Here is a 24,419-nt window from a genome sequence, read left to right as displayed (position 1 = left end):
ACTTTATTTTAATTCCAAAATTAAAACCGATTTTCCTTCTATTTGAATGTCATTTTTTAGATCAAATGATTTTTCTGTTAGAATATCTTTTCCTGATTTGTATTTTGAAATGTTTTCTTGAAATCTATTTGTTTTAAATGTTTTCGATTCTGGACTGTTGTTGATTACTACCATAACTGATTCGGAATCATTGTGTCTAAAATAAACGTAAACATTATTTTCTGGAATATAATGCGTAGTTTTTCCTGAATGAATTACCGATTTAGTTTTTCTCCAAGTAAACAGTTTAGATGTAAAATCGAAAAATTTTGCTTGCTCTGCGGTTCTTCCAGCTTTTGTGAAAGCGTTGTTTGCATCGCCATTCCATCCGCCAGGAAAATCTTTTCTGATATCGGCATCGCCAAATTTGTCTTTGTTTCCTGCCATTCCAATTTCGGAACCGTAATAAATTTGCGGAATACCACGAACAGTTGCAATTAAGGTCATTGCCATTTGGTATTTCTTGAAATCGTTTTTATAAATTTCGTTGAAACGCTGCGTGTCGTGATTTTCTGCAAAAACTAAAATGCTATTCGGATTTGGATACAGAAAATCATTGGTAAAATTCTCGTATGCTTTTATCATTCCTCTATCCCAAGAACCGTTGTCTTCGTTGAACATCGAACTTATAGCATCGTGCAAAGTGAAATCCATAACGCTTGGTAAATACGAATTGTAGTTTTGGATCGCTCCAATTTTACTGTCTTTTTGCCAATAGGCCATTTGCGCTTGATCGTGCATCCAAACTTCGCCAACAATGTTAAAATTTGGGTATTCGTCTGTAATGGCTTTGGTCCATTTTGAGATTCCTTCTTTATCATTGTACGAATAAGTGTCGACTCTAAATCCGTCTAAATCGGCATATTCTATCCACCAAATAGCGTTCTGTGTTAGGTAATTTAATACTAAAGGATTTGACTGATTTAGATCGGGCATTGATGGAACAAACCAACCGTCCATACAATTTTTAGTGTCAATTGCTGATGCATTAGTATCAAATTGTGTCGTCATTCTGTAGTTCGATTGTGAATAACCTGGAAACTGGTGAATCCAATTGTAAGTTGGTAAATCTTTGTACATCCAATGTTTCCAACCCCAATGATTGGTGACATAATCCATGATGTTTTTCATGCCACGTTTGTGTAATTCGGCACTTAATTTTACATAATCTTCGTTAGTTCCATATCTTGGATCAATTTTGTAAACATCGGATTGACCGTAACCGTGATAGGAATGCTTTTCGTCATTATCTTCATTCAAAGGCGTTGGCCAAAGTGCTGTTGCGCCTAATTCTTTTAAATAATCTAGATTTTTTATAATTCCGTCAATGTCGCCACCGTGTCTTCCGCCTGGAAGTTCGCGATTGCCTTTTTCTGTGACTGATTTATCGCTGTCGTTGTTTGGATTTCCGTTTGCAAATCGGTCAGGCATTATTAGATAAATAACATCGGAAGCATCGTAACTTTTGCGTAAAGCTGAATTTTCTCTACGTGTTTTTAAAGAATAACTTTGTGTGAATGCTACTTTTTTGTTTTTTGAAAAAGAGAAAATAAAATCTTGTGCAGCTGTATTTTTAGTGTTGATTGTTACGAAAACGTAGTTAGGATTTTCGGTTTTTTGGATACTTTCTATTACAATTGAATTGGACGCGGTTACATCATATTGTGCAATATTTTTTCCGTAGAACATAATTTGCACATTGGACAATTTCATATCTGACCACCAAAATGGAGGTTCAACACGTTCTACTTGAGAGAAAACCGTTGTTGTGAAAAGTAGAAGTAATAGGATTTTTTTCATTGTAGTTGTGGTTTATATCTGGTTTGCTGAAACGTTATTAGCGGTTTTGTCAATCTGAACTTGTTTCAGATTCTATTTAATTTTAACTATATTTTATTGAGATGCTGAAACAAGTGCAGCATGACAATCTATGCAGCTTTGTCAATCTGAACTTGTTTCAGATTCTATTTTAATATTTAGTTTTTAATTTCCACAAGTCGTCCCAGTTAGGGTTACTTTCTTCAATTAAATTTATTTTCCATTGACGATGCCAATTCTTCAGTTGTTTTTCTCTGCTTATTGCGTCATCGATGTATTGAAATTCTTCAAAATAAACTAATTTGAATAATTTATATTTTGAAGTGAAAATACTTCCATTTCCACTCGAATGTCTTTCCATTCTATCATCGATTCCACCAGTTACACCAATATATAACGTACCATTTGGTTTATTTGTAACTATGTAAACCCAGTAATTATGATAAACTCGATTTGGCATGTAAGAAATATAAATGTAATTAATTGAGATGCTGAAACAAGTTCAGCATGACAAAAGGTGCGCTATTGTCACTTTCAACTTGTTTTAGATTCTGTATATTTTAACTATATTTTATTGAGATGCTGAAACAAGTTCAGCATGACAAAAGAAATAAAACTTATTTATTTTCAACAATACTAATAGCATAACCGCCACCAGAAGCTGATAATTGACTTAATTTTGATTTACTAGTAACCGTAATTTTGCGAATTGTGTAGGCTTGCGGATTGGTTTTGTAATGCGCATCTTTAGCATCGGCATAAATTGTAGCTGTGTATTTTTTACCTTTTTCTAAGAAATCTAAAGTGATGTTTGATGTTCTTGGTGTTTCGCCGTTTACATTTCCTATAAACCAGTTATTAGTTCCTTTTGCTTTTCTTGCAACTGTGATATAATCTCCTGGTTCTGCTTCAAGGTATTTGCTTTCTGACCAATCTACGGCTACATCTTTTATGAACTGAAATGCATCTGGAAATTTATTGTAATTTTCAATTAAATCGGCTGCCATTTGCAACGGACTGTACATTGTTACGTACAATGCCAATTGGTTTGCCAATGTGCTATTAACTTTTGAGTTATTGTTTGGACTGAACTTTTGAATATCCATTTCGAAAATTCCTGGAGTGTAATCCATTGGTCCACCAATTAATCTTGTGAATGGTAAAATGGTAACGTGGTTTGGTTTTGACCCTCCAAATGCTTGAAATTCGGTTCCTCTTGCAGATTCGTTTCCAATCATGTTTGGATAAGTTCTACAAATTCCTGTAGGACGAACGGCTTCGTGAGCGTTGATCATAATTTTATAATCGACTGCTTTTTCAATTACATATTGGTAATGATTAAGTGTTGATTGGCTGTAATGGTGTTCTCCAATAGGTAAAATTGGTCCAACATAACCTGTTTTTGCCGCTTCGTAACCATTGTCATTCATGAATTTAAAAGCTTTGTCTAAGTGGCGTTCGTAGTTTCTTGTAGAACCCGAAGTTTCGTGATGCATAATCATTTTTACACCTTTAGATTTTGCATATTCGTGAATTCCTTTTACATCAAAATCTGGATAAGGTGTTACAAAATCGAAAACGTAATCTTTGGCGTGACCAAACCAATCTTCCCAACCTTGATTCCAACCTTCAACCAGAACTCCGTCGAAACCGTGTTTTGAAGCAAAGTCAATGTATTCTTTTACGTGAGCTGTGTTTGCACCGTGCGTTCCGTTTGGTTTTGCTTTAGAATAATCGGTGATGCCTAATTGAACTGCAGGAAAATCATTAGTATACGACCAAGAGCTTTTTCCAGTTATCATTTCCCACCAAACGCCAACGTATTTTACTGGTTTTATCCACGAAGTGTCTTCAATTTTACATGGTTCGTTTAGGTTCAAAGTCATTTTAGAATCTAAAATTTCACGTGCATCATCGCTTACAATAACTGTTCTCCATGGAGAAGTGCTTGGTGCTTGAATGTAACCTTTATCACCTTTTGCATCTGGCGTTAAATGTGATTCGAAAATCATAGTTTTATCGTCTAAATTCAAGTTCATACACGAGTAATTGATCAATGCAGCTTCGTGAAGATTGATATAAATTCCATCGGAAGACTTCATCATTAAAGAAGTTTGAACTCCTGTATCTGAGAACCAAGTTTGCGATGCATTTTCTTGTCTTACTTTACTTGATAAACCTCTAATTTCAGATAATTTTGAAGTTGTGTAATCGTATTCTTGAGTGTCATAATCGCCAGAAATCCAATAGGCAGTGTGATTTCCTGTCATTGCAAATTGGGTTTTCTCTTCTTTAATTACAAAATACACCAAGTTTTTCTGACTTGGAAATTCATATCTAAATCCTAAACCATCGTCAAATAAACGAAAGCGAATTACTATTTTTCTATCAGTATCTTTTTGATTTAAAGTTACAGCAAGTTCGTTGTAATGATTTCTAATTTGAGCTACTTCACCCCAAACTGGTTTCCAGGTTTCGTCGAAAGTAGCCGTTTTAGAATCTACAATAGTGAAATCATTTAGTAGCGACTTTTTATCATTTTTAAGTTCGAGTCCAAGCTTACTTGTTTTTACAACTTCTTTGTTTTTGTACTTCAAACTGTAAGTTGGAGTGCCGTCATTTGAAAGAGAAAATTGCATTTCAAATTCTCCTTGCGGTGATTTTAGTTGTTGTGCAGTTGTAATTGAACTAAATGCAAACAATATAAAGCTTGCTAAAAATAATTTCTTCATGTTTTTTTTGTTGTATTGAACAATAAGACACAAAGAAAATTTGAATTGACTTTATGTCTTACTATTTTAAATATTTATACTGTCACCAAACTATTTGGCTCGACCAAAACTTCCTTACCGTTTACAATAACATTAATTTCTTTGTCACCTTCTAAAGAAAATTGAGTGTCATTTTGATTTACAGAAACTTTTAAAATTTGGTTTCTAAAATTAATTTTAAATGAATATCCGTTCCATTCTTTTGGGATTTTTGGTTCGAAATGTAACGTGTCATTTTTAACACGCATTCCACCAAAACCTTCCACAATACTCATCCAAGTTCCAGCCATTGAAGTGATGTGACAACCTTCTTCAACTTCTTTGTTATAATCGTCTAAGTCTAAACGAGAAGTTCTAAGATAGAATGTGTATGCCATATCCATTTTGTCTAATTTGGCAGCCTGAATCGAGTGAACACAAGGCGATAATGAACTTTCATGAACTGTAAATGGCTCGTAAAAATTGAAATGTTTCTCTAATTGTTCTTTTGTAAAATGGTCTTCGAAGAAATAAAATCCTTGTAAAGTATCGGCTTGCTTGATGTATGGCGAACGCAAAACTCTATCCCAAGACCATTTTTGGTTTATTGGTCTTTGCGATTTATCTAAATCTTTAACCTGAACCAAATCTTTATCTAAGAAACCATCTTGTTGTAAATAAACATCATGTTCTTCAGAAAATGGAAAGTACATATTGCCTGAAACTTTCAACCATTCTTGTAATTCGGCATCTGATAATTTTACTTTTTCGATGATGCGTTTGTGATCTTGTGGATATTCTAAAGATACTTTCTGAATTTGTTCATGCGTGTAATCAATACACCATTTTGCAATATAATTGGTGTAAAAATTATTGTTTACGTTATTTTCATATTCATTCGGACCAGTAACTCCAAGAATCATATACTGATTTTTATTAGTCGAAAACGAAGCTCTTTGATGCCAAAAACGCGCAATTCCGATTAAAACCTCTAATCCTTTTTCTGGAATGTATGAGTAATCTCCTGTATATCTGTGATAGTTGAAAATTGCAAATGCAATCGCACCATTTCTATGAATTTCTTCGTGCGTGATTTCCCATTCGTTATGACATTCTTCGCCATTCATGGTTACCATCGGATACAATGCTGCACCATTCGTAAATCCTAAATTATCTTTAGCGTTTTCTATCGCTTTATCGAGTTGATTGTATCTGTAAGTCAATAAATTACGCGCAACTTGTTGGTCTTTAGTTGCCATATAGAAAGGAATACAATACGCTTCAGTATCCCAATAAGTAGAACCACCATATTTTTCGCCTGTAAAACCTTTTGGACCAATATTCAAACGAGAATCTTTACCTAAATAGGTTTGATTTAATTGAAAAATATTGAAACGAATTCCTTGTTGTGCTTTTACATCACCATCAATTGTGATGTCACTCATTTCCCAAATTTTTGCCCAAGCAGTAATTTGATCTTCTAAAAGTTGGTTGTATCCTTTTGCTAAAGCTGCTTTTATAGCATTTTCAGCTCCAGCTTGTGTGTTTTCATGATTTAAAGAAACCGTATAACCAGCTAATTTTTGAATTGAAGAGGTTTCGCCTTTTGCAACAGCAACTTCGTAGGTAAATTGAACTTTTTCTTTATCAGATTCAACATTTGATGGAGATAAATTCAGATTTTCATCGTTCAGCAAAATGCTGTTTTGCATAAAAGTAGTAGCAATAAAATGAGTTTTGAACGTTCGTGCCGTTACAAATGCTTCATTATTATTGTGATTTACATCTAATGGTTCCCAAAATTTCTCTTCCCAATTGGCATCTTCGTTGGTAACTCCAGCATCGATGTAAGGTTTGTAAACAATTTTCGCGTCTTTATTTAACGGAGTAATTTCGTAATTAATTACACCAACTTCATCCAAATCTAAAGAAAGAAAACGGTTTACATTTACAGCGATTTCAGTTCCATTTTGCAAAGTAGCTTCAAATGAACGTGTGTAAACACCATGTTTCATATTCAATTCACGACGGAAATTTCTAACTTCAGTACATGAATTTAAATCGAATTGTTCTCCGTTGATTTCGATGTCAATTCCAATCCAATTGGGTGCGTTTAAAACTTTGGCAAAATATTTTGGATAGCCATTTTTCCACCAACCCACTTTGGTTTTGTCTGGATAATATATTCCTGCAATGTAACTTCCTTGAAAAGTTTCACCGGTGTATTTTTCTTCAAAATTCGCTCGTTGTCCCATCGCACCGTTTCCGATACTGAACAAACTTTCAGACGACTTTACTCTTTCTGCATCAAATCCTTCTTCAATGATGGACCAATTGTTTGGTTGTATATAATCTTGGTTCATTTTATTTTAAGTTTAAAAGGTTAGAAGGTTAAAAGTTTAAAAGAGTATTCTATGTTCTTTAAACTCTTGTGATTTCTATTCTCTATATTCTATATTTTTAATTTCTAATTTATAAGTGCTTCAATGAATGAAACATCAATAAATGTAAAATCTTTAAAATTGTATTTTGCTTCGTGTAATATTTTATCATCGCCAATTCCTATGCTGGTCATGTTGGCAATATTTGCTGCTTGAACTCCAGCTACCGAATCTTCAAAAACTATTGAATCTTCATTTTCGACTCCTAATAATCGTGCAGCTTGAAGAAAAACTTCTGGATCTGGTTTTGCATTTGCAACATCATTTCCGTCAACTATTGCATCAAAAAGAGGTAAAATTCCAGTTTTTTCAAGAATAGGTCTTGCATTTTTACTTGCCGAACCTAGTGCGATTAACTGATTTTTATCTTTTAAATAGTGTAAGACCGGAAGAACTCCAGGTAAAATTTCACTTTCATCGATATCTACCAAATAGGATAGATAGTCTTCATTTTTTTGGAAAAGCCACTTGTTTTTATCTTCTTGCGAAGCGGTAACATTTCCTAATTCTAGGATGATATCAAGTGAACGAACTCTTGAAACTCCTTTTAATTCTTCGTTGTGTTCTGGTGTAAATTCGATTCCGAGTTCTTGAGCCAATTTCTGCCACGCCAAAAAATGATATTTTGCTGTGTCAACAATTACTCCGTCAAGGTCGAATATGAATGCTTTTTTTGACATTATTTGGTGTCTACGTTATCTTTAACTTTTATTACTAAAATTGCTGCAATAAGGAAACTAACTCCGCTCATTACAATGGCATAAATGGCGTGATTGCCATAAACATATTTTACAAGTGGTCCGCCAATTAAGGCATTTACTATTTGTGGTATTACTATAAAGAAATTAAAAATTCCCATATAAACTCCCATTTTCTTTGGTTGGATTGATCCTGCTAAAATGGCATAAGGCATAGCTAAAATACTTGCCCATGCAAAACCTACAAGAACCATTGAAAATATTAAGGCTTCTTTGTTTGGCATAAAATACATGGATATTAATCCGATTCCTCCCATGACTAATGCAAGTGCATGCGTTTTTCTTCTTCCAATTTGCTTTGCAATATAAGGCAATGCAAATGCTACAATTGCAGAAACAAGATTGTAAACTCCGAAGATGATTCCAACCCAATCTCCAGCCGATTGAAATTCTGGACTCTTTGTGTCGTCAATATTTAATCCGTAAATGTGTTGTGCAATTGCAGGAGTTGAAAAAACCCACATTCCGAAAAGTCCAAACCAAGAAAAAAACTGTACCCAACTAAGTTGTCGCATTGTTTCTGGCATTTTGGCAAAATCAGTGAAAATATCAGTTAATTTTTTTTCGCTTTTGATAATTTCAACATCGTGTGGATTCTTTGCACTGATTGAATCAAATTTTTCTAATTCTTCAGGTGAATATTCTTTAGTTGTGAAAATGGTAACTAGAATAGAGCCTACAAGAATTAATGCTCCTATTACAAAAGAATAAATTAGATTGTCTGGAATTGCAGAAGTTTCAGTTGCTAAATTACTAACTTCAAACCAATTGTTTAAAACGTAAGGTAACCAAGAGCCAACAACAGCACCAATTCCAATTAAAGCAGTTTGGACACTAAATCCAAGCGTATGTTGATCGGCACGAAGACTATCGCCAACTAAAGCTCTAAAAGGCTCCATTGCAACATTAAAAGAGGCATCCATAATCATTAGCATTCCTGCACCAACCCAAAGAGCTGGCATGAAAGCAATAAAAATTTCGGCTTGCGGCATTAAGATTAGTCCAATTGATGCCAATAAAGCTCCGGCTAAAAAATAAGGTTTTCTTCTGCCAAATTTTCCCCAAGTATTGTCGCTGTAATGACCAATTATCGGTTGAACAATTAATCCCATTAAAGGAGCAATGATCCAAAACCAAGATAATTCGTGTACATCTGCACCAAATATTTGAAGAATTCTACTAGCATTGGCATTTTGCAAAGCAAAACCCATTTGTATCCCTAGAAATCCGAAACTCATGTTCCAAATTTGCCAGAAACTTAACTTACGCTTTTCCATTATCGTAATTTATAGATTTATAAAACGATAAGCGATGTGCTTATCAAAACTTAATTTTATTTTCGAAGTAAAAGTATAAGCTTTGATTTATTTCGGTAAAGATAAAAAACAATTTCAATTGTAGAATAAAGTCTACTTCAAATTGGAAATCATAGTTTACGAAAACGTTATATGTTGATAAATAGTTGGGTTATCTGGTTGATTCACGTTCTACCAATTCAGTTTCAATAACCTCAGTTTTGTACTGTTCTTCGTAGTCTTCTTCTTCAATTTCTAATTTTTCGATTAACATTCTAGCTGCTTTTTCTCCCATTTTTACACCATTTTGACTAACAGTGGTGATCGATGGAGACGAATATTTAGAGATAATTCCGTCAGTAAATCCTATTATTGAAATGTCGTTGGGTACGTTTTTACCAAGTCTTGTTGCAACTTTAATTGCTGTAACTGCGAATATTTCGTTAACAGCGAAAATAGCATCCAATTCATTGTTAGCTATTAAAGTTTCAATTTGAGATTCGAAATTATCGGTATCTTCAATTTTGACAATTAGATTTTCATCAAATTTGATATCGTTGGTTTTTAAGGCTTTAGCATAGCCTTCGGTTCTTAGTTTTCCAACGCTAACATAATCAACGGTTGAGATAAGTCCGATTTTTTTAAATCCTTTGTCAACAAGATATTGTGTAGCATTGAAAGCAGCTAAGTTATCGTCAATAATTACTTTATCACACAAAATATCATTGGTAATTCTGTCAAACATTACCACTGGCATTCCTTGATTAATAACTTCGGCAATGTGGTGAAAGTCTCTTTTTTGTTGGGTTTCTTTAGATAACGACATGATGAAACCGTCTATACTTCCGTTGGCAAGAGTTTCTAAGTTAATTACCTCTTTATCAAATGATTCGTCAGATAGGCAGACAATAACATTATACCCATTTTCGTTGGCAACATGCTCAACGCCACTGATTACGGTTGCAAAAAAATGATGAATAATTTCGGGAATAATGATGCAAATAGTTTTTGATTTTCTATTCTTTAAACTAAGAGCAATATTGTTGGGTTTATAGTTGTATAATTTGGCAAAAGCTTGCACCTTTTGACGCGTGTCTTCACTTATTTCCGAACTGTCTCTCAGTGATTTAGATACTGTTGAAATGGACACATCCAACTCCTTCGCAATTTGCTTTAAAGTGACTTTTCTTCTCATTTTATGAATTTAATAAATGTTTAATTTTCAATAAAGGTATATTTATTTTTTTATACTATCAATTATACTACTAAAAATGTATCATATTGAGAAAGTTTTCAACACGAAAACGTTTTCGAAACGCTATAATAAGGTTATGATTTTTTTATCTCATTTTTTTACATAAATTTAACATTCGAAGTTAAAGTATAAGCAAAAAACAAAGTTATTAACCTAAACAAAATGTATGAAAACAATTTATAAAAAGTTGTTATTTTTATTGCTCTTACTTCCTGTAACTGTCTTAGCACAAAGCAGTTTGGAAGGAGTTGTATTAGATTCTAAATCGAAACAACCCATTCCTGGAGTGAATGTAGTAATTCAAGGTGCTTCTACTGGAGCATCAACCGATTTTGACGGTAAATTTAGACTGTCAAATGTCAAAAACGGAGACAAAGTTGTCTTCTCTTTCATTGGTTACACAAGCCAAACAATTAATTTTAATGGACAGAAAAGCATTTCTGTTTCTTTAGTAGAAGAAGCTAATCAGTTACAAGAAGTTGTAGTTCAGGTTGGTTACGGAGCTGTTAAGAGAAAAGATGCGACTGGATCAGTTGATGTAGTAACATCTAAAGACTTCAATAGAGGAGCTATTTTGTCTGCCGATCAATTATTGACAGGTAAAGCTGCTGGTGTTAGAATTACTAATAATGGTGGTCAGCCAGATTCGGCGCCAAACATTAGAATTAGAGGAGGTTCATCATTAAACGCAAGTAATAATCCATTGATTGTAATTGATGGAGTGCCAATTAGCAATGATAATCCTGCTGGTGTAAACAATCCTCTATCATTAATTAATCCAAACGATATTGAAAGCTTTTCTATTTTAAAAGATGCATCTGCTACCGCAATTTATGGTTCTAGAGCATCTAATGGAGTTATTATCATTACTACCAAAAAAGGTACATCAGGAGATGTAAAATTTAATTATTCCTCTAACATAACTGCAGGTAAAGTTGGTAAAAAAATTGATGTAATGAATGGTCCAGAGTTCACAAGATTTATTCAAGAATACCATCCACAGTTCACCAATTTGTTAGGTGTAGATGATCCTTCAACATTAATAAGTGACGATCCAAGTACTGAACAAATTGAGGGAAGAATTTTATCAAATACAGATTGGCAAGATGCTATTTTTAGAACTGCAATATCTACAGATCATAATATCAGCGCAAGAGCAAATCTTTATGGAAAAATACCGTTTAGAGCTTCCTTAGGTTATAACAGAAGTGAAGGATTGGTGAGAACAAGTGATTATGAAAGATTTAGTTATTCATTAAAACTATCACCTTCACTAATTGATGATCATTTAAAAGTCGATCTTAACGCTAAAGGTATTCTTACAGACAAGAATGCAATTGATGAAGGTGGTTCTTTGGGAGGAGCAATTAACATGGATCCTACAAGACCTATTTATGATAGAAGCGCTACAAATAGATTTGGTAATTATTATCAAGCAACCAATTTGAATGGTGGCAGACTTTTAATTGATGGACAAAGTAACCCATTAGCTATTTTAGAACAAAGAACAAGACCAGAGAGAGCGTTGCGATTTTTAGGGAATGTTGAGCTTGATTATAAAATGCATTTTTTACCAGAATTAAGAGCGGTAGTTAATGTAGGTTTAGACGCTTCACGTGCTAGAATTCGTGAATCATTTTCTGATAATGCTATAGCTACATACAGATTTAATCAAGGAACTGATCCAAATACAAACTTTGTGTTTAATCCGGGTAAAAATTATCAAGAAGATCAAACAATTACCAATACAACTTGGGATTCCTATTTAATGTATACAAAAGCTTTAGATGGCTTGGTAAAAAAGTTTGATGTTCAAGGTGGTTATTCTTACCAAAGGTTTAAAAATGATGGAAATAGAGAAAATTACCGTTATAATGACATAACTGGAATTAGAGAATTGTTGCCAAACGCAAATAATCCTAACAACAGATATTTTAATGAACTTGTTCTTCAGTCTTTTTTTGGTAGAACAAATATTGACTTAGCAAATAAATACTTACTTACTTTATCTTTCAGAGCCGACGGTTCTTCATTGTTTAGAGAAGATAAAAGATGGGGTTATTTTCCTGCAGCTGCATTAGCATGGAAGTTAAAAGAAGAAAGCTTCTTTAAAAACAGCAATGCAATTAACGATCTTAAGTTAAGAATTGGGGTAGGTAGAACAGCTCAGCAGGATATAACAGGAGCTGTAGGTTTTTATCCTTCAACACCATTGTTTACGTTGGGAAGTGACACAAGTCAGTACTTAAATGGTTCGAATTTGTATTCGGCAAGAGCGTTTAACGAAAATCTAACTTGGGAAAAAACAACTACCTATAACTTAGGTTTAGATTTCGATATATTTAAGAATAATCTTATCTCGGGTAGTTTTGATATTTACAGAAGAAATACTACGGATTTATTAGCACAAACTCCAGTTCCTCCTGGACAAAGTTTATCTAACTTATTTATCCAAAATGTTGGAGAAACTGAAAGTAAAGGATTTGAATTGAATATGAATATTAAACCAATACAAACAGAAGACTATTCGTTAGAATTCAATACTAATTTAGCATATAATTACACTGAAGTTACAGATTTAAGTGGTTTAACTTCAATTCCAGCAGGTGGAAGTTTACCATCAGGAACTGGAGTTGGAATTGCTTATCATGCTGTAGGATTTCAACCTTATTCTGCTTGGGTTTTTCAACAATTATATGATGTAGATGGTTCTCCAATTGTAAATTCTTATGTTGATAGAAATGGTGATAATCAAATTACTAACGACGATAGATATTATAAAGCGTTAGCGCCAAATTGGACTTTTGGATTCGGTTTTAATTTCAATTATAAAAATTGGGATTTAAGCTCTAGCTTTAGAGGTCAATTAGGTGGGCAAGTTTATAATGCGCAACAATTAAAATTAGGATGGACAGATAAGGCAAGACCTGTAAATAGCAATAGCTTATCTAACGTTTTAAATTTCTATGATGATGCAGCAGATTCAAGCTTTCAAAATATTAACGGAAACATTCCTTTTTCCGATTATTTCTTAGAAGATGCAACATTCTTACGTTGCGAAAATATTGTCTTGGGTTACAGATTTAATAAGTTTTACAAAACATCTTCTCTTAGAGTTTACGGAGCGTTGAATAATGCGTTTATTATCACTAAATATTCTGGTCAGGATCCAGAAAATTTTGGCTCAATTGACAACAATTTTTATCCAAGACCTAGAATGTACACTTTTGGTTTAAGTCTAGACTTTTAAAAAAAAATTAAAATGAAAAATATGAAAAAATTTAAATTATTTACTTTAGGCATTCTGCTTATCAGTTCAATTTCTTGTACTGATGATTTGAATACTGAACCTTTAGTTGAGCTATCACTAGAAGAGTTGCTTCAGCAAGATCCAAATGCAGTTACAGGAATTTTGTCTAAATTGTATGGTTCGTTTGCTTTATCTGGGGCAGATGGTCCTGGAAGTTCAGATATTGTAGGAGATGATGCAGGAGAATCCCCATTTTTAAGAGGTATTATAAACTTGCAAGAATTTACTGCAGATGGAATGAAGAATCGTTGGGGTGATGATGGTCTAGACCAATTGACTACTACTTCAAATTGGGATGAGAACAATAAGTTCTTTAGATATTTATACAATAGAGCTTATTATACAATTCCACAGTGTAACAATTTACTTATTGTTTTAAATAATGTAGATGTTGCTAACAAAGAGCAAGTAATAAGTGAAGTAAGATTTTTAAGATCTTTAGCTTACTATTATTTAATAGATTGTTTTGGAAAAGGAGTTTTAGCTACAGAAGCTAATTATGGACAGTCGACACCTTTGCCTGAAGCATCAAGACAAGAGTTGTTTGATTTTGTTGAATCAGAATTGTTAGCCATCGAAACTAGTTTGCCTGATACAAATTCTTACGGTAGAGCTAATAAATCTGTTGCAAGAATGTTATTAGCTAAATTGTATTTAAACGCTGATGTTTATACGGGAACACCGAAATACAATGAAGCATTAACTTTCGTCTCAAAAGTAATAACTGAAGGAGGATATTCATTAGATACAAATTTTGGAAGAGTATTTTCAGGTAATAACAATAACTCACCAGAAATTATTTACCCATTGATAGCAGATCCATTAGTTAGTCAAAGTTATGGAAATACTACGTATCTAGTAAACGGTAGTTTGAATGTTGAGACAATGACAATATCAGATTTTGGCGCAACTCAAGGTTGGGGTGGACATCGTTCAACTAAAGCATGGTATGGATTATTCGGAAATTTAAATACTTCTACAGACGATCGAGCCGACTTATTTTGGACAAATGGGCATACTTTTGAAATGACAGATTACAAACAGTGGACTAACGGATATCCATCAACAAAATTCAGAAATTCAAATTTTGGTGGTAGTTCAACTCCAACTGATTTTTCTGGTACAGACTTCCCTCTTTTTAGATTAGCTGATGCTTATCTAATGTACGCTGAGTGCGTTGTTAGAGGTGCGTCTGGTGGTTCAACAGCTCAAGCTTTGACTTATGTTAACAACATTCGTTTAAGATCAAATGCAACTGTAGTTTCAGCTGGCGACTTAACTTTAGATTTCATATTGGATGAAAGAGGAAGAGAGTTAATGTTCGAAGGTCATAGACGTACCGACTTAATTCGTTTTGGAAAATTCTCTGGAGGAAGTTATTTGTGGCCATGGAAAGGTGGCGTAGTGAATGGTACTTCTATTCCATCAACTTATGAATTATTTCCAATTCCACTTTTAGCACTACAAGCTAATCCAAACTTAACACAAAACCCAGGTTATTAATAAAATATAAACAAAAAATGAAAAAAATATTAAAAATATCAAGTTTAGCTTTCTTGTTGATTACAGGAATTGCTTGTGAAAATGATGATCAAAAGATTGTTCAAGCAACTGGAGGACCAGAACTTTTAACACCGGTTAATGGTGCGGAATATGTATTGCTTCCACAGAATGCTTCAAGTGAAGTTACTACTTTAGTATGGAATCATGCAGATTATACACAACAAACTGAAGTAAATTACGAGGTTGAAGTTGCTAAAGCTGGTACAGATTTCGCAGAAATTGTATCTGGTGGTACTACTACAGACAGATTCATGGTTTGGACTGTTGAAGGATTAAACAATGTTGCTTTGAGCGCAGGTTTAACACCGTTCACTTCAGAAGATGTTGATATTCGTATCAAAGCATCTTTAGGAAGTGCTGGAGAGTTAGTTTCTTATTCAAATGTAGTTACTCTAACTTTAACTCCTTTCACAAATGAACTGCCAAAATTATACGCAATTGGAAATTTCCTAAGTGCAAGTGGATATGGCGGAAACTGGTCTCCAGCAGCAACTTTGCCAGCTTTAGCTTCTTCTGGTTTTGGAGAAACAGATTTTGAAGGATATGTTTATATGAACGTTCCTGCTCCAGAATTTAAAATTTTACCAACAAACACTAGTTTTGACGGTGATTACGGTGATGATGGTACATTTTCTGGTGCTTTAGCTCAAACAGGTGAATCAAACATTGCACTATCTGCATCAGGTTACTATAGAGTTCAAGCTGATACTGAAGCATTATCTTACAGCACTACTTTAACAAACTGGGGAATTGCTGGAAACGCAACAACTAACGGTTGGGACGGAATGTTACCAATGACTTACAATGCAACTACTAAAAAATGGTCTATCATTGCGACTTTAAGTACTCAAGCTGCTCCAGATAACGGATTGAAATTTAAAGCTAATGGTGCTTGGGATATCAACTTAGGTGATAACGGTGCAAACGGAAGTGCTGAATACAACGGGACTAATATCGGTACAACTGCAGGAACTTACTTAATTGAGTTAGATTTATCTAATCCAAGAGATTACAAATACACGTTAACTCCACAATAATTAATAAATTAAGAAAAGGACTTTGCTTTTAGCAAAGTCCTTTTTATATAATTCAGCTATGAAAAAAATTATTTTATTTTATTTTACTTTATTTTCAGTTAGTGTTTTTGCACAGCAACAAACAATTACTTATTCTGTTACGCCAACTTCATTTGAAGAAAACCAATCTATTACACTTACATTTAATGGCTCAAGTATTAACGAATCAACTTGGGGTGTAACCGGAAATGCACTTTATTTATGGGCTTGGTCGTTTGATTCTAACGATTTAAACATTCAAGATTGTCCAACGAATGGAACATGGACAAACTCTTCAGAAACTAATAGATTAACTTACGTTCCTGGAAATGATACCTATACAATTTCTTTTGTTCCTCAAACATTTTATTCTAGAACAGGAATTGGTAGAATAGGATTTTTAGTAAAAGCTAAAAATGCCACTGGCGATAAAAAATCGCAAGATGTCCTTATAGAAGTTGGTCTTTTTCAGTCCAATTTAGTTACTCCAGCAGCAAATAGTGCTACAATTATTAGTTCTGGTGGAAATCTAAATATTACTGCCAATAATACCAATGGTAATGCAAGTTACAATTTAAAAGCTAATGGTGTAAGCATCAATACAAATGCATCAACATCCAATTATTCTTTCAATCACACTGGATTAACAGCTAATCAATCATACGAATTAGATATTACTCAATCTGGAATTACTCAAACTAAAAAATTCAATGTTATTGTAAATCCGGGTGTAATTTCTCAAGCACTTCCAGCAGGTGTAGAAGACGGAATCAATTATAATTCTTCAGATGCAACTAAGGCGACTTTAGTATTAGATGCACCTGGAAAAGATTTTGTTTACGTTGCAGGTAGTTTCAATAACTGGCAACCAGGTTCTGCTTATGCAATGAAGAAAGATGCTACAACAGGAAAATTCTGGTTAGAATTAACAGGCTTGACTTCTGGGCAATCGTATTCTTACCAATATTGGGTTGTTGATACAACTCCTACAACAAATTCTCCGGCTTTAGTAAAAACTGCCGATCCTTATTCAACTTTAGTATTATCTCCTTTTGATGATCCATTTATTTCTGCAGCATCTTATCCTAATTTACCTGCTTTTCCAAATGGTATCGAAAGAGAAGTTACTGTTTTGCAAACAGGTCAAGTTCCTTACAATTGGAGTTCGGCTACAACAAATTTCGTGAAGCCAAATAAAGATAATTTAGTGGTATACGAAGTATTGGTTAGAGATTTTGATTCAGATAGAAATTATCAAGATTTAATCGATAAAATTGATTATTTCAAAAATTTAAAAATAAACGCAATTCAATTAATGCCAGTAATGGAATATGAAGGAAATGAATCTTGGGGTTACAATACTTCATTTCACATGGCATTAGATAAATATTATGGAACTGCCAATAAATTTAAAGAATTTATAGACCTATGTCACCAAAACGGAATTGCTGTAATCCTTGACGTTGCTTTAAATCACGCTTTCGGAAGAAATCCAATGGTAAGAATGTGGATGAAAGATGCTGATGGTGATGGTTGGGGTGATCCAGCTGCAGACAATCCATACTTTAATGAATTCGCTAGACACAGTTACAATGTTGGATCTGATTTTAATCACCAACAAGCTAGAACGCAATATTATACAAAAAGAGTAATTAAACAATGGATTCAAGAATTTAAAATTGATGGTTTCCGTTGGGATTTAACAAAAGGTTTTACTCAAAATTGTACTGGTGGAGATGATGCATGTACCAATGCATATCAAGCCGATAGAGTAGCGGTTCTAAAAGACTACGCAGATTATTCTTGGACATTAGATAACAATCATTACGCTATTTTCGAACATCTTGGTGGCGATAGTGAAGAGCAACAATGGGCTAATTATAGAATTGGTGAAGGAAAAGGAATCATGATGTGGGGTGAATTAACTTCTAAATATGCCGAGTTGGCTCAAGGAACAGCTGGAGATAAAGACATCACTAGAATGGGTCACGTTTCAAGAGGTTTTACAGGAAAAAGATTAATCGGTTACCCAGAAAGTCACGATAAAGAAAGAGTTTTATACTCTGCTTTTACTTTCGGAAACGGAGCAGGTGCTTTCCCAGTACAAGGTAATCTTACCAATACAATTAAAAGAATGTCTGCAATTGGTGCGGTAAGTTTACTTATTCCTGGTCCAAAAATGATTTGGCATTTTGCCGAATTAGGACATACTGGTTCAATTTTCACTTGTGGCAATGGAACTGTAAATACCGATTATGATACTACTGGTGGCGATTGTAAATTAGATACAAAACCACAACCACAATGGGCAAACAACTGGCTTACTGATGTAAACAGAAGTGTTGTTTATAATAATTGGGCTAAAATGATTGATCTTAAAAAGAACAATTCAGTATTTAATGCCAATTATGCAATTAGTGGTCAAGGTGGAAACAATAGCGTAAGACAAAGAATTTACCTTTTTGGAGGAACGGGTTCTTTAACAAATGTTGTTATCCTTGCTAATTTTTCTGTAGCTAATTTAGATATTATTGCTGATTTTCCTTTTACTGGAACTTGGCATAATTTAATGGATAATTCAACTTTGAGTGTTTCCAATACTGCAATGACCGTTAATATCGAATCTGGCGGATTTAGAATTTTCGGAAATGCTCCAGCAGCTTTAAGTACAACAGATTTCAATCCGTTATTAGGAATTTCTTTAATGCCAAATCCAGCTTCGACTTATTTCACTATTAATAGTAGAAGTTTTACTAAAGTTCAAATTTATTCAATGACTGGACAGTTGGTGAGAACATTCGAAAATCAACCAGAAAATTATCAATATCCAATATCCGATTTAAATCAAGGTGTTTATTTTGTGAAAGTATCAGACGATAATAATCACAATCAAACCCTTAAATTAATTAAACAATAAGAGAGTTAGTTAGTTAAAAATAGATTTCCCAAAAGACCTTTCATTAATTTGTTAGGTCTTTTTTTATTCCGTTAACTTATTATAGATTTGCGCCATATTAATAAGATTGAAAATCATTTATGAAACGAATTGTAATAAAAGCACTTAAAATTTTTGCCATTTCAACAGGGTCAATTTTGTTATTAATGTTTTTACTACCAATTCTTTTTCCTAGTAAAATTGAACTTGAAATTAAAAAATTTGCCAACCAAAAATTAAATGGCGAATTGGCTTTTAAAGAAGCAAATCTTTCCTTTTTTAATCATTTTCCATCCTTAACATTATCATTAGAAGAGTTTTCATTAAAAGGTTCTGCGCCGTTTAAAAAAGATACATTAGTTGCCGCAAACGAAATTGCCTTTGGAATAAATTTGAAACATTTACTATTTAAGGGAGATGTTACTATTGACAAAGTTTTCCTTTCAGATGCTTTTGTAAATATTAAAGTCAACGAAAAAGGTGAAGCTAATTATAATGTATATAACTCTGAAAATAAAGCAACTACAAAAGATACGGCTGCAACAAAACTTAGATTAGATAAAATAATAATTGAAAATACGCATCTTGTTTATGATGATAAAGCAACAAAAATTTTAATTGATGCAAAAGGATTTAATTACATAGGAAAAGGTGATCTTGATAAATCGATATTTGATTTAAAAACCGAAGCACACATCAATGATTTCAATTTTACATTCAATAAGGAACAATACTTAAAAAATAAAAAGGTGAACGCCGAGTTAATCACCAAAATAAATACCAATTCGCTTTCCTTCATTTTTGAGCAAAACAATTTAAAAGTTAATAAACTTCCAATCGACTTTGTAGGAAAGCTAGATTTCCTTAAAAACGGTTACGATTTAGATTTCAAAGTGCAATCCACAAATAGTAAACTAAATGATTTCTTCACCGCTTTGCCACCAGCATACGTAACGTGGTTGGAGAAAACAAAAGTAAAAGGAAATACCGACTTGCTACTCACGTTAAAAGGAAAGTACATTGCTTCAACAAATGAAAAACCAGATTTAGGGTTTACTATGAAAATCCGAGAAGGCGAAATTAATTATAAAAAAGCACAAACATCTGCAACAAATATATTTCTAAACTTTGACACCAAATTACCATCGTTGGACGTCGAAAAATTAAAGATAAACATTGATTCTGTCTTTTTTAATTTAGGTAAAGATTATGTAAAAGCCATTATAAAAACAGAAGGTCTAAGTAGACCAAACATTGATGCAACAATTAAATCTAAAATCAATTTGGCCCAACTAGATCAAGCGTTTGGCATACCAAATATCGATGTGAAAGGATTGTTAGATGTCGATATAAATTCGAAAGGAGTTTATGATAAAGTCAGTAAAAAACTACCAATAACCAAAGGTTCAGTTTCGTTTAAAAACGGATATATAAAGACTAATTATTATCCAAATGCAATAAAAAATATCAACCTTTTAGCTTCCGTTTCAGATGATTCGGGAACATTGAAAGATTTAAAAATAAATATAAATCCAGCTTCATTCGATTTTGCAGGCAAACCAATTTACGTAAAAGCAAATCTTGAAAATCTCGAAAATGTGAAATACGACATTGACGCCAAAGGCGAATTAGATTTGGAAAAAATCTACAAAGTATTTTCTCAAAAAGGATTGGATTTAGAAGGTTACATAAAAGCTGATGTCTCGTTTAAAGGCACACAACAAGATGCAACAGCTGGAAATTATAGTAAATTAAACAATAAAGGAACGCTAATTCTTAGAAATATCAGAACCAAATCGGAGTATCTTCCTAAACCATTTATAATTAAAGAAGGACTTTTTGTTTTCAATCAAGACAAAATGAATTTCAACAATTTCAGTGCAGTCTATGGAAAATCCGATTTTAAAATGAATGGCTACTTGCAAAATGTAATCGATTTTGTGCTGTCGGATAAAGCAATTTTAAAAGGAAACTTTAATGTAAATGCCAATTACATCAACGTCGATGAATTTATGTCTAAATCGGATGATAAAGCAACTGAAACAGCTTCAACGTCAAATGGAGTTGTTATAATTCCGCCAAATTTTGATTTGCAATTTAATTGTTTGGCACAAAAAGTAGATTTTGACGAATTAAAACTGCAAAATCTAAAAGGAAATGTAGTAATCAATAACGGAAAATTGTATCTCAATAAATCGGCTTTCGATATTATTGGTTCCAATGTTGCAATGGATGTCATTTATGGAAACGAATCTACAAATAAAGCCTTTTTTGATTTTAAAGTATTAGCTAAAGAGTTTGATGTGAAACGAGCTTACAACGAAATCAAAATGTTTAGAGAAATGGCTTCTGCTGCCGAAAATGCCGAAGGAATTATTTCATTAGATTACAACGTATCCGGAAAATTAAACAACGAAATGATGCCAATTTATCCATCAATTAAAGGTGGTGGAACACTTTCTGTGAAAAATGTAAAAATGAAAGGATTCAAAATGTTTAGCGCTGTTAGTAAGAAAACAGGTAAAGACGGAATCAAAAATCCTGATGTTTCCAATGTTGATATCAAGTCAACCATAAAAAATAACATTATCACTATCGAACGATTTAAGTTCAAAGTAGCAGGATTTAGACCAAGAATTGAGGGAACAACTAGTTTTGACGGAAAATTAAATATCAAAATGCGATTGGGTTTACCGCCATTAGGAATCATAGGAATTCCATTATCAGTAACCGGCACAAAAGATAACCCGAAAGTAAAATTAGGACGAAAAACAGAAGACCTAGAAGAAACAGAATATGAAGAAACTTCAGAACCGTCAAAATAATAATTTCAAAACGCATCGCTGAAAAGTTGGTGCGTTTTTTAATTTTTAAAAACAAAAAACCCGAATATTGCTATTCGGGTTTCGTGGTACCTCCAGGGATCGAACCAGGGACACATGGATTTTCAGTCCATTGCTCTACCATCTGAGCTAAGGTACCTTTACAATTTTTAAGTAATACTACTTGTTCATTGCGGGTGCAAATATAGAACGATTTTTAATTTATCCAAAACAATTTTTAAAAAAAATCTATTTGTACCTTTGCCTTTCTAAATTTAAAAATATGCTTCTAGCTATCGATGTTGGAAATACTCAAATCAAATTAGCTGTATTTGAACACCATACACTAATCCATAAAGAAATTATTGCTTATAATGATTGGCAAATTGCAGTCAAAAAAAATTTAAAAAAATTTTCAAAAATTGAAAATATCGTCGTTGCATCGGTCGGAAAACTCAATAAAGAAGACTTTTTAGAATTAAATTCTAATGTAAAAATCTATTTTATCACAAAAGAAAGTAAATTTCCTTTCCAGAATTTATATGCAACTCCAAACACTTTAGGAATTGATAGAATGGTTTTGGCTGCTGGAGCTGTTTTGCAATTTCCAAACAAAAAACGATTAGTTATTGATGCTGGAACTTGCATTACTTATGATTTTATAGATGAAAATGACAACTATCTTGGTGGTGCTATTTCACCTGGCATCAGACTTAGATACGAATCACTTCACAATTATACTGCAAAATTGCCGTTGTTAACTAAAGAAAATCCAGATAATATAATTGGAAATTCTACAAATCAATCGATTCATTCGGGAGTTGTAAATGGTGTTGCAATGGAAATTGATGGGTTTATAAACAATAGTTTTGGCGAAAATGATAACTTTATCATAATTTTAACTGGTGGAGACGCAGAATTTTTGGCTGATAGATTAAAAAATACCATATTTGCCAATTCAAATTTCCTTTTGGAAAGTTTGAACCAAACATTTCAATACAATCACAAATGATTAATAAAATTATTGTAAGCCTTTGCTTATTCTTATCGTTAGCTTCTTTTGCTCAAGAAGGTACTTCTTCGCCTTATTCTTTCTACGGACTTGGTGATGTTCGTTTTAGAGGAACTGTAGAAAATCGTTCTATGGGTGGTTTATCAGTTTTATCTGATAGTATTCATATTAACTTGCAAAACCCAGCGCAATTAGCTAGTTTGAAACTGACCACTTTTGCTATAGCTGGAACTTTTACGCCAACTAAGATGAAAACTTCTACTCAAGAAGAAAAATCGCAAAGAACAACGCTAGATTATCTTGCAGTTGGGTTACCATCAAAAAAATTCGGATTCGGATTTGGATTAATTCCATATTCTTCTGTTGGATATAAAATTTTAAATTTTGCTACAGACACCGATCCAACGACAAGAAGATATACAGGGACTGGTGGAATAAACAAAGCCTTCTTTGGAATGGGTTATCAAATCACAAAAAAATTAAGTGTTGGAGCTGATTTACAATATAATTTTGGAAATATCGAAACCAAGAGTGTAAACTTTATTGATGGAGTTCAATATGGTTCAAGAGAAATAAATAGATCAGAAGTTTCTGGAGTGAATTATAATTTTGGTCTTGCTTTTCAATCTAAAATCAGTAAAAAGTTAACTCTTTTTAGTGGTTTAACTTATACACCTCAAGCCAATTTGAATTTGGCAAATGAAAGAAAAGTTGCAACCATCCAATTTTTAACAGCAGGTGGCGAAAGAGTAGTTGAGGAAGAAGATATTAATGTAGATGATTCTAAATTAAAAATGCCTTCTAAATTAACTTTTGGAACTGCAATTGGACAAGTGAGAAAATGGATGATTGGTACCGAAATTACTTTTCAAGGAACTAGTGATTTAGGAAATAGATTCAATGACATCAGCAATGCAACATATGAAAACTCTGTTCGTTATACTTTAGGAGGTTATTATATTCCAAAATATACTTCGTACACAAGTTATTTAAGTAAAGTAACCTACAGAGGTGGATTTAGATATGAAAACACAGGACTATTAGTTTTCGGTCAACAAATCAATGATTATGCAATGACGCTTGGATTCGGTTTGCCACTTAACGGAACATTCTCTAATGTAAATTTAGGATTTGAATTTGGTAAAAGAGGTACAACTAATGCCGGTTTAATTGAAGAAAACTATACTAATATTAGCCTCGGATTTACTTTCAATGACGAATGGTTTAGAAGACGTAAGATTAATTAATCTAAAAGCTTAAAATTATGAAGACACTTTTTTCTTTAGTACTTTTTTTAATTTCTTGTGAAACTATTTTTTCTCAAGAAATTGATTGTGATAATAAACAAAAACAACTGTCTTCTGCC

General features: G+C 33.0%; 14 protein-coding genes and 1 tRNA gene. 7 read left to right on the top strand and 8 right to left on the bottom strand.

The window, feature by feature from the left end; translation table 11 throughout:
* Positions 1-3 precede the first annotated feature (3 nt).
* From DIU01_RS04460 to DIU01_RS04430, 7 genes are all read right to left on the bottom strand, one after another.
* Positions 4-1,839, bottom strand: coding sequence for a glycoside hydrolase family 13 protein (locus DIU01_RS04460; RefSeq protein WP_290832042.1), 1,836 nt, complete (start codon positions 1,837-1,839; stop codon positions 4-6).
* Positions 1,840-2,008: 169 nt separating this feature from the next.
* Positions 2,009-2,317, bottom strand: coding sequence for a GIY-YIG nuclease family protein (locus DIU01_RS04455; protein WP_290832041.1), 309 nt, complete (start codon positions 2,315-2,317; stop codon positions 2,009-2,011).
* 157 nt (positions 2,318-2,474) lie between these two features.
* Positions 2,475-4,589, bottom strand: coding sequence for a glycoside hydrolase family 97 protein (locus DIU01_RS04450; protein WP_290832040.1), 2,115 nt, complete (start codon positions 4,587-4,589; stop codon positions 2,475-2,477).
* 74 nt (positions 4,590-4,663) lie between these two features.
* The gene (locus tag DIU01_RS04445) at positions 4,664-6,970 is read right to left on the bottom strand and encodes a glycoside hydrolase family 65 protein (RefSeq protein ID WP_290832039.1); all 2,307 of its coding nucleotides are present in this window, start codon (positions 6,968-6,970) and stop codon (positions 4,664-4,666) included.
* A 104-nt stretch (positions 6,971-7,074) separates the two neighbouring features.
* On the bottom strand, positions 7,075-7,728 hold the full coding sequence (pgmB, locus tag DIU01_RS04440) for a beta-phosphoglucomutase (RefSeq protein ID WP_290832038.1): 654 nt from the start codon (positions 7,726-7,728) through the stop codon (positions 7,075-7,077).
* A complete protein-coding gene (locus tag DIU01_RS04435) occupies positions 7,728-9,083 on the bottom strand; it encodes an MFS transporter (RefSeq protein ID WP_290832037.1) in 1,356 nt (451 codons plus the stop codon). The genes pgmB and DIU01_RS04435 overlap by 1 nt, the downstream gene beginning before the upstream one ends.
* 190 nt (positions 9,084-9,273) lie before the next feature.
* Positions 9,274-10,296, bottom strand: coding sequence for a LacI family DNA-binding transcriptional regulator (locus DIU01_RS04430; RefSeq protein ID WP_290832036.1), 1,023 nt, complete (start codon positions 10,294-10,296; stop codon positions 9,274-9,276).
* Between the two features lie 226 nt (positions 10,297-10,522).
* Here DIU01_RS04430 and DIU01_RS04425 point away from each other — a divergent pair, with 226 nt between their 5' ends.
* The 5 genes from DIU01_RS04425 to DIU01_RS04405 all read left to right on the top strand — a co-directional run bounded on the left by DIU01_RS04425 (position 10,523) and on the right by DIU01_RS04405 (position 22,044).
* Positions 10,523-13,606: a TonB-dependent receptor gene (locus DIU01_RS04425; protein ID WP_290832035.1), complete on the top strand. Its 3,084-nt coding sequence runs from the start codon at positions 10,523-10,525 to the stop codon at positions 13,604-13,606.
* Between the two features lie 21 nt (positions 13,607-13,627).
* Positions 13,628-15,169 (top strand): RagB/SusD family nutrient uptake outer membrane protein, encoded by a 1,542-nt coding sequence (locus DIU01_RS04420; protein ID WP_290832034.1) that lies wholly within the window; start codon positions 13,628-13,630, stop codon positions 15,167-15,169.
* Positions 15,170-15,186: 17 nt separating this feature from the next.
* Positions 15,187-16,266, top strand: coding sequence for a SusE domain-containing protein (locus tag DIU01_RS04415; protein WP_290832033.1), 1,080 nt, complete (start codon positions 15,187-15,189; stop codon positions 16,264-16,266).
* 58 nt (positions 16,267-16,324) lie between these two features.
* Positions 16,325-19,201, top strand: coding sequence for an alpha-amylase family glycosyl hydrolase (locus DIU01_RS04410; protein WP_290832032.1), 2,877 nt, complete (start codon positions 16,325-16,327; stop codon positions 19,199-19,201).
* Between the two features lie 119 nt (positions 19,202-19,320).
* Complete coding sequence (locus DIU01_RS04405) at positions 19,321-22,044, top strand: AsmA-like C-terminal region-containing protein (RefSeq protein ID WP_290832031.1); 2,724 nt, start codon at positions 19,321-19,323, stop codon at positions 22,042-22,044.
* Between the two features lie 84 nt (positions 22,045-22,128).
* Here the strand turns inward: DIU01_RS04405 and DIU01_RS04400 are convergent.
* Positions 22,129-22,201: transfer RNA gene (locus DIU01_RS04400), tRNA-Phe, on the bottom strand.
* 123 nt (positions 22,202-22,324) lie between these two features.
* Between DIU01_RS04400 and DIU01_RS04395 the strand changes: the two genes are divergently transcribed.
* Positions 22,325-23,053 carry a type III pantothenate kinase gene (locus DIU01_RS04395; RefSeq protein WP_290832030.1) on the top strand — a complete coding sequence of 243 codons (729 nt, stop codon included), beginning with the start codon at positions 22,325-22,327 and terminating at the stop codon, positions 23,051-23,053.
* On the top strand, positions 23,050-24,300 hold the full coding sequence (locus tag DIU01_RS04390) for a hypothetical protein (RefSeq protein WP_290832029.1): 1,251 nt from the start codon (positions 23,050-23,052) through the stop codon (positions 24,298-24,300). Before DIU01_RS04395 ends, DIU01_RS04390 begins: the two co-directional genes overlap by 4 nt.
* Positions 24,301-24,419 lie beyond the last annotated feature (119 nt).

The sequence above is a fragment of the Flavobacterium sp. genome, assembly GCF_003525665.1.
Lineage (GTDB): Bacteria > Bacteroidota > Bacteroidia > Flavobacteriales > Flavobacteriaceae > Flavobacterium.
The sequence above is the reverse complement of the archived record's forward strand: the minus strand, read 5'-3'. Positions and strand labels throughout refer to the sequence as shown.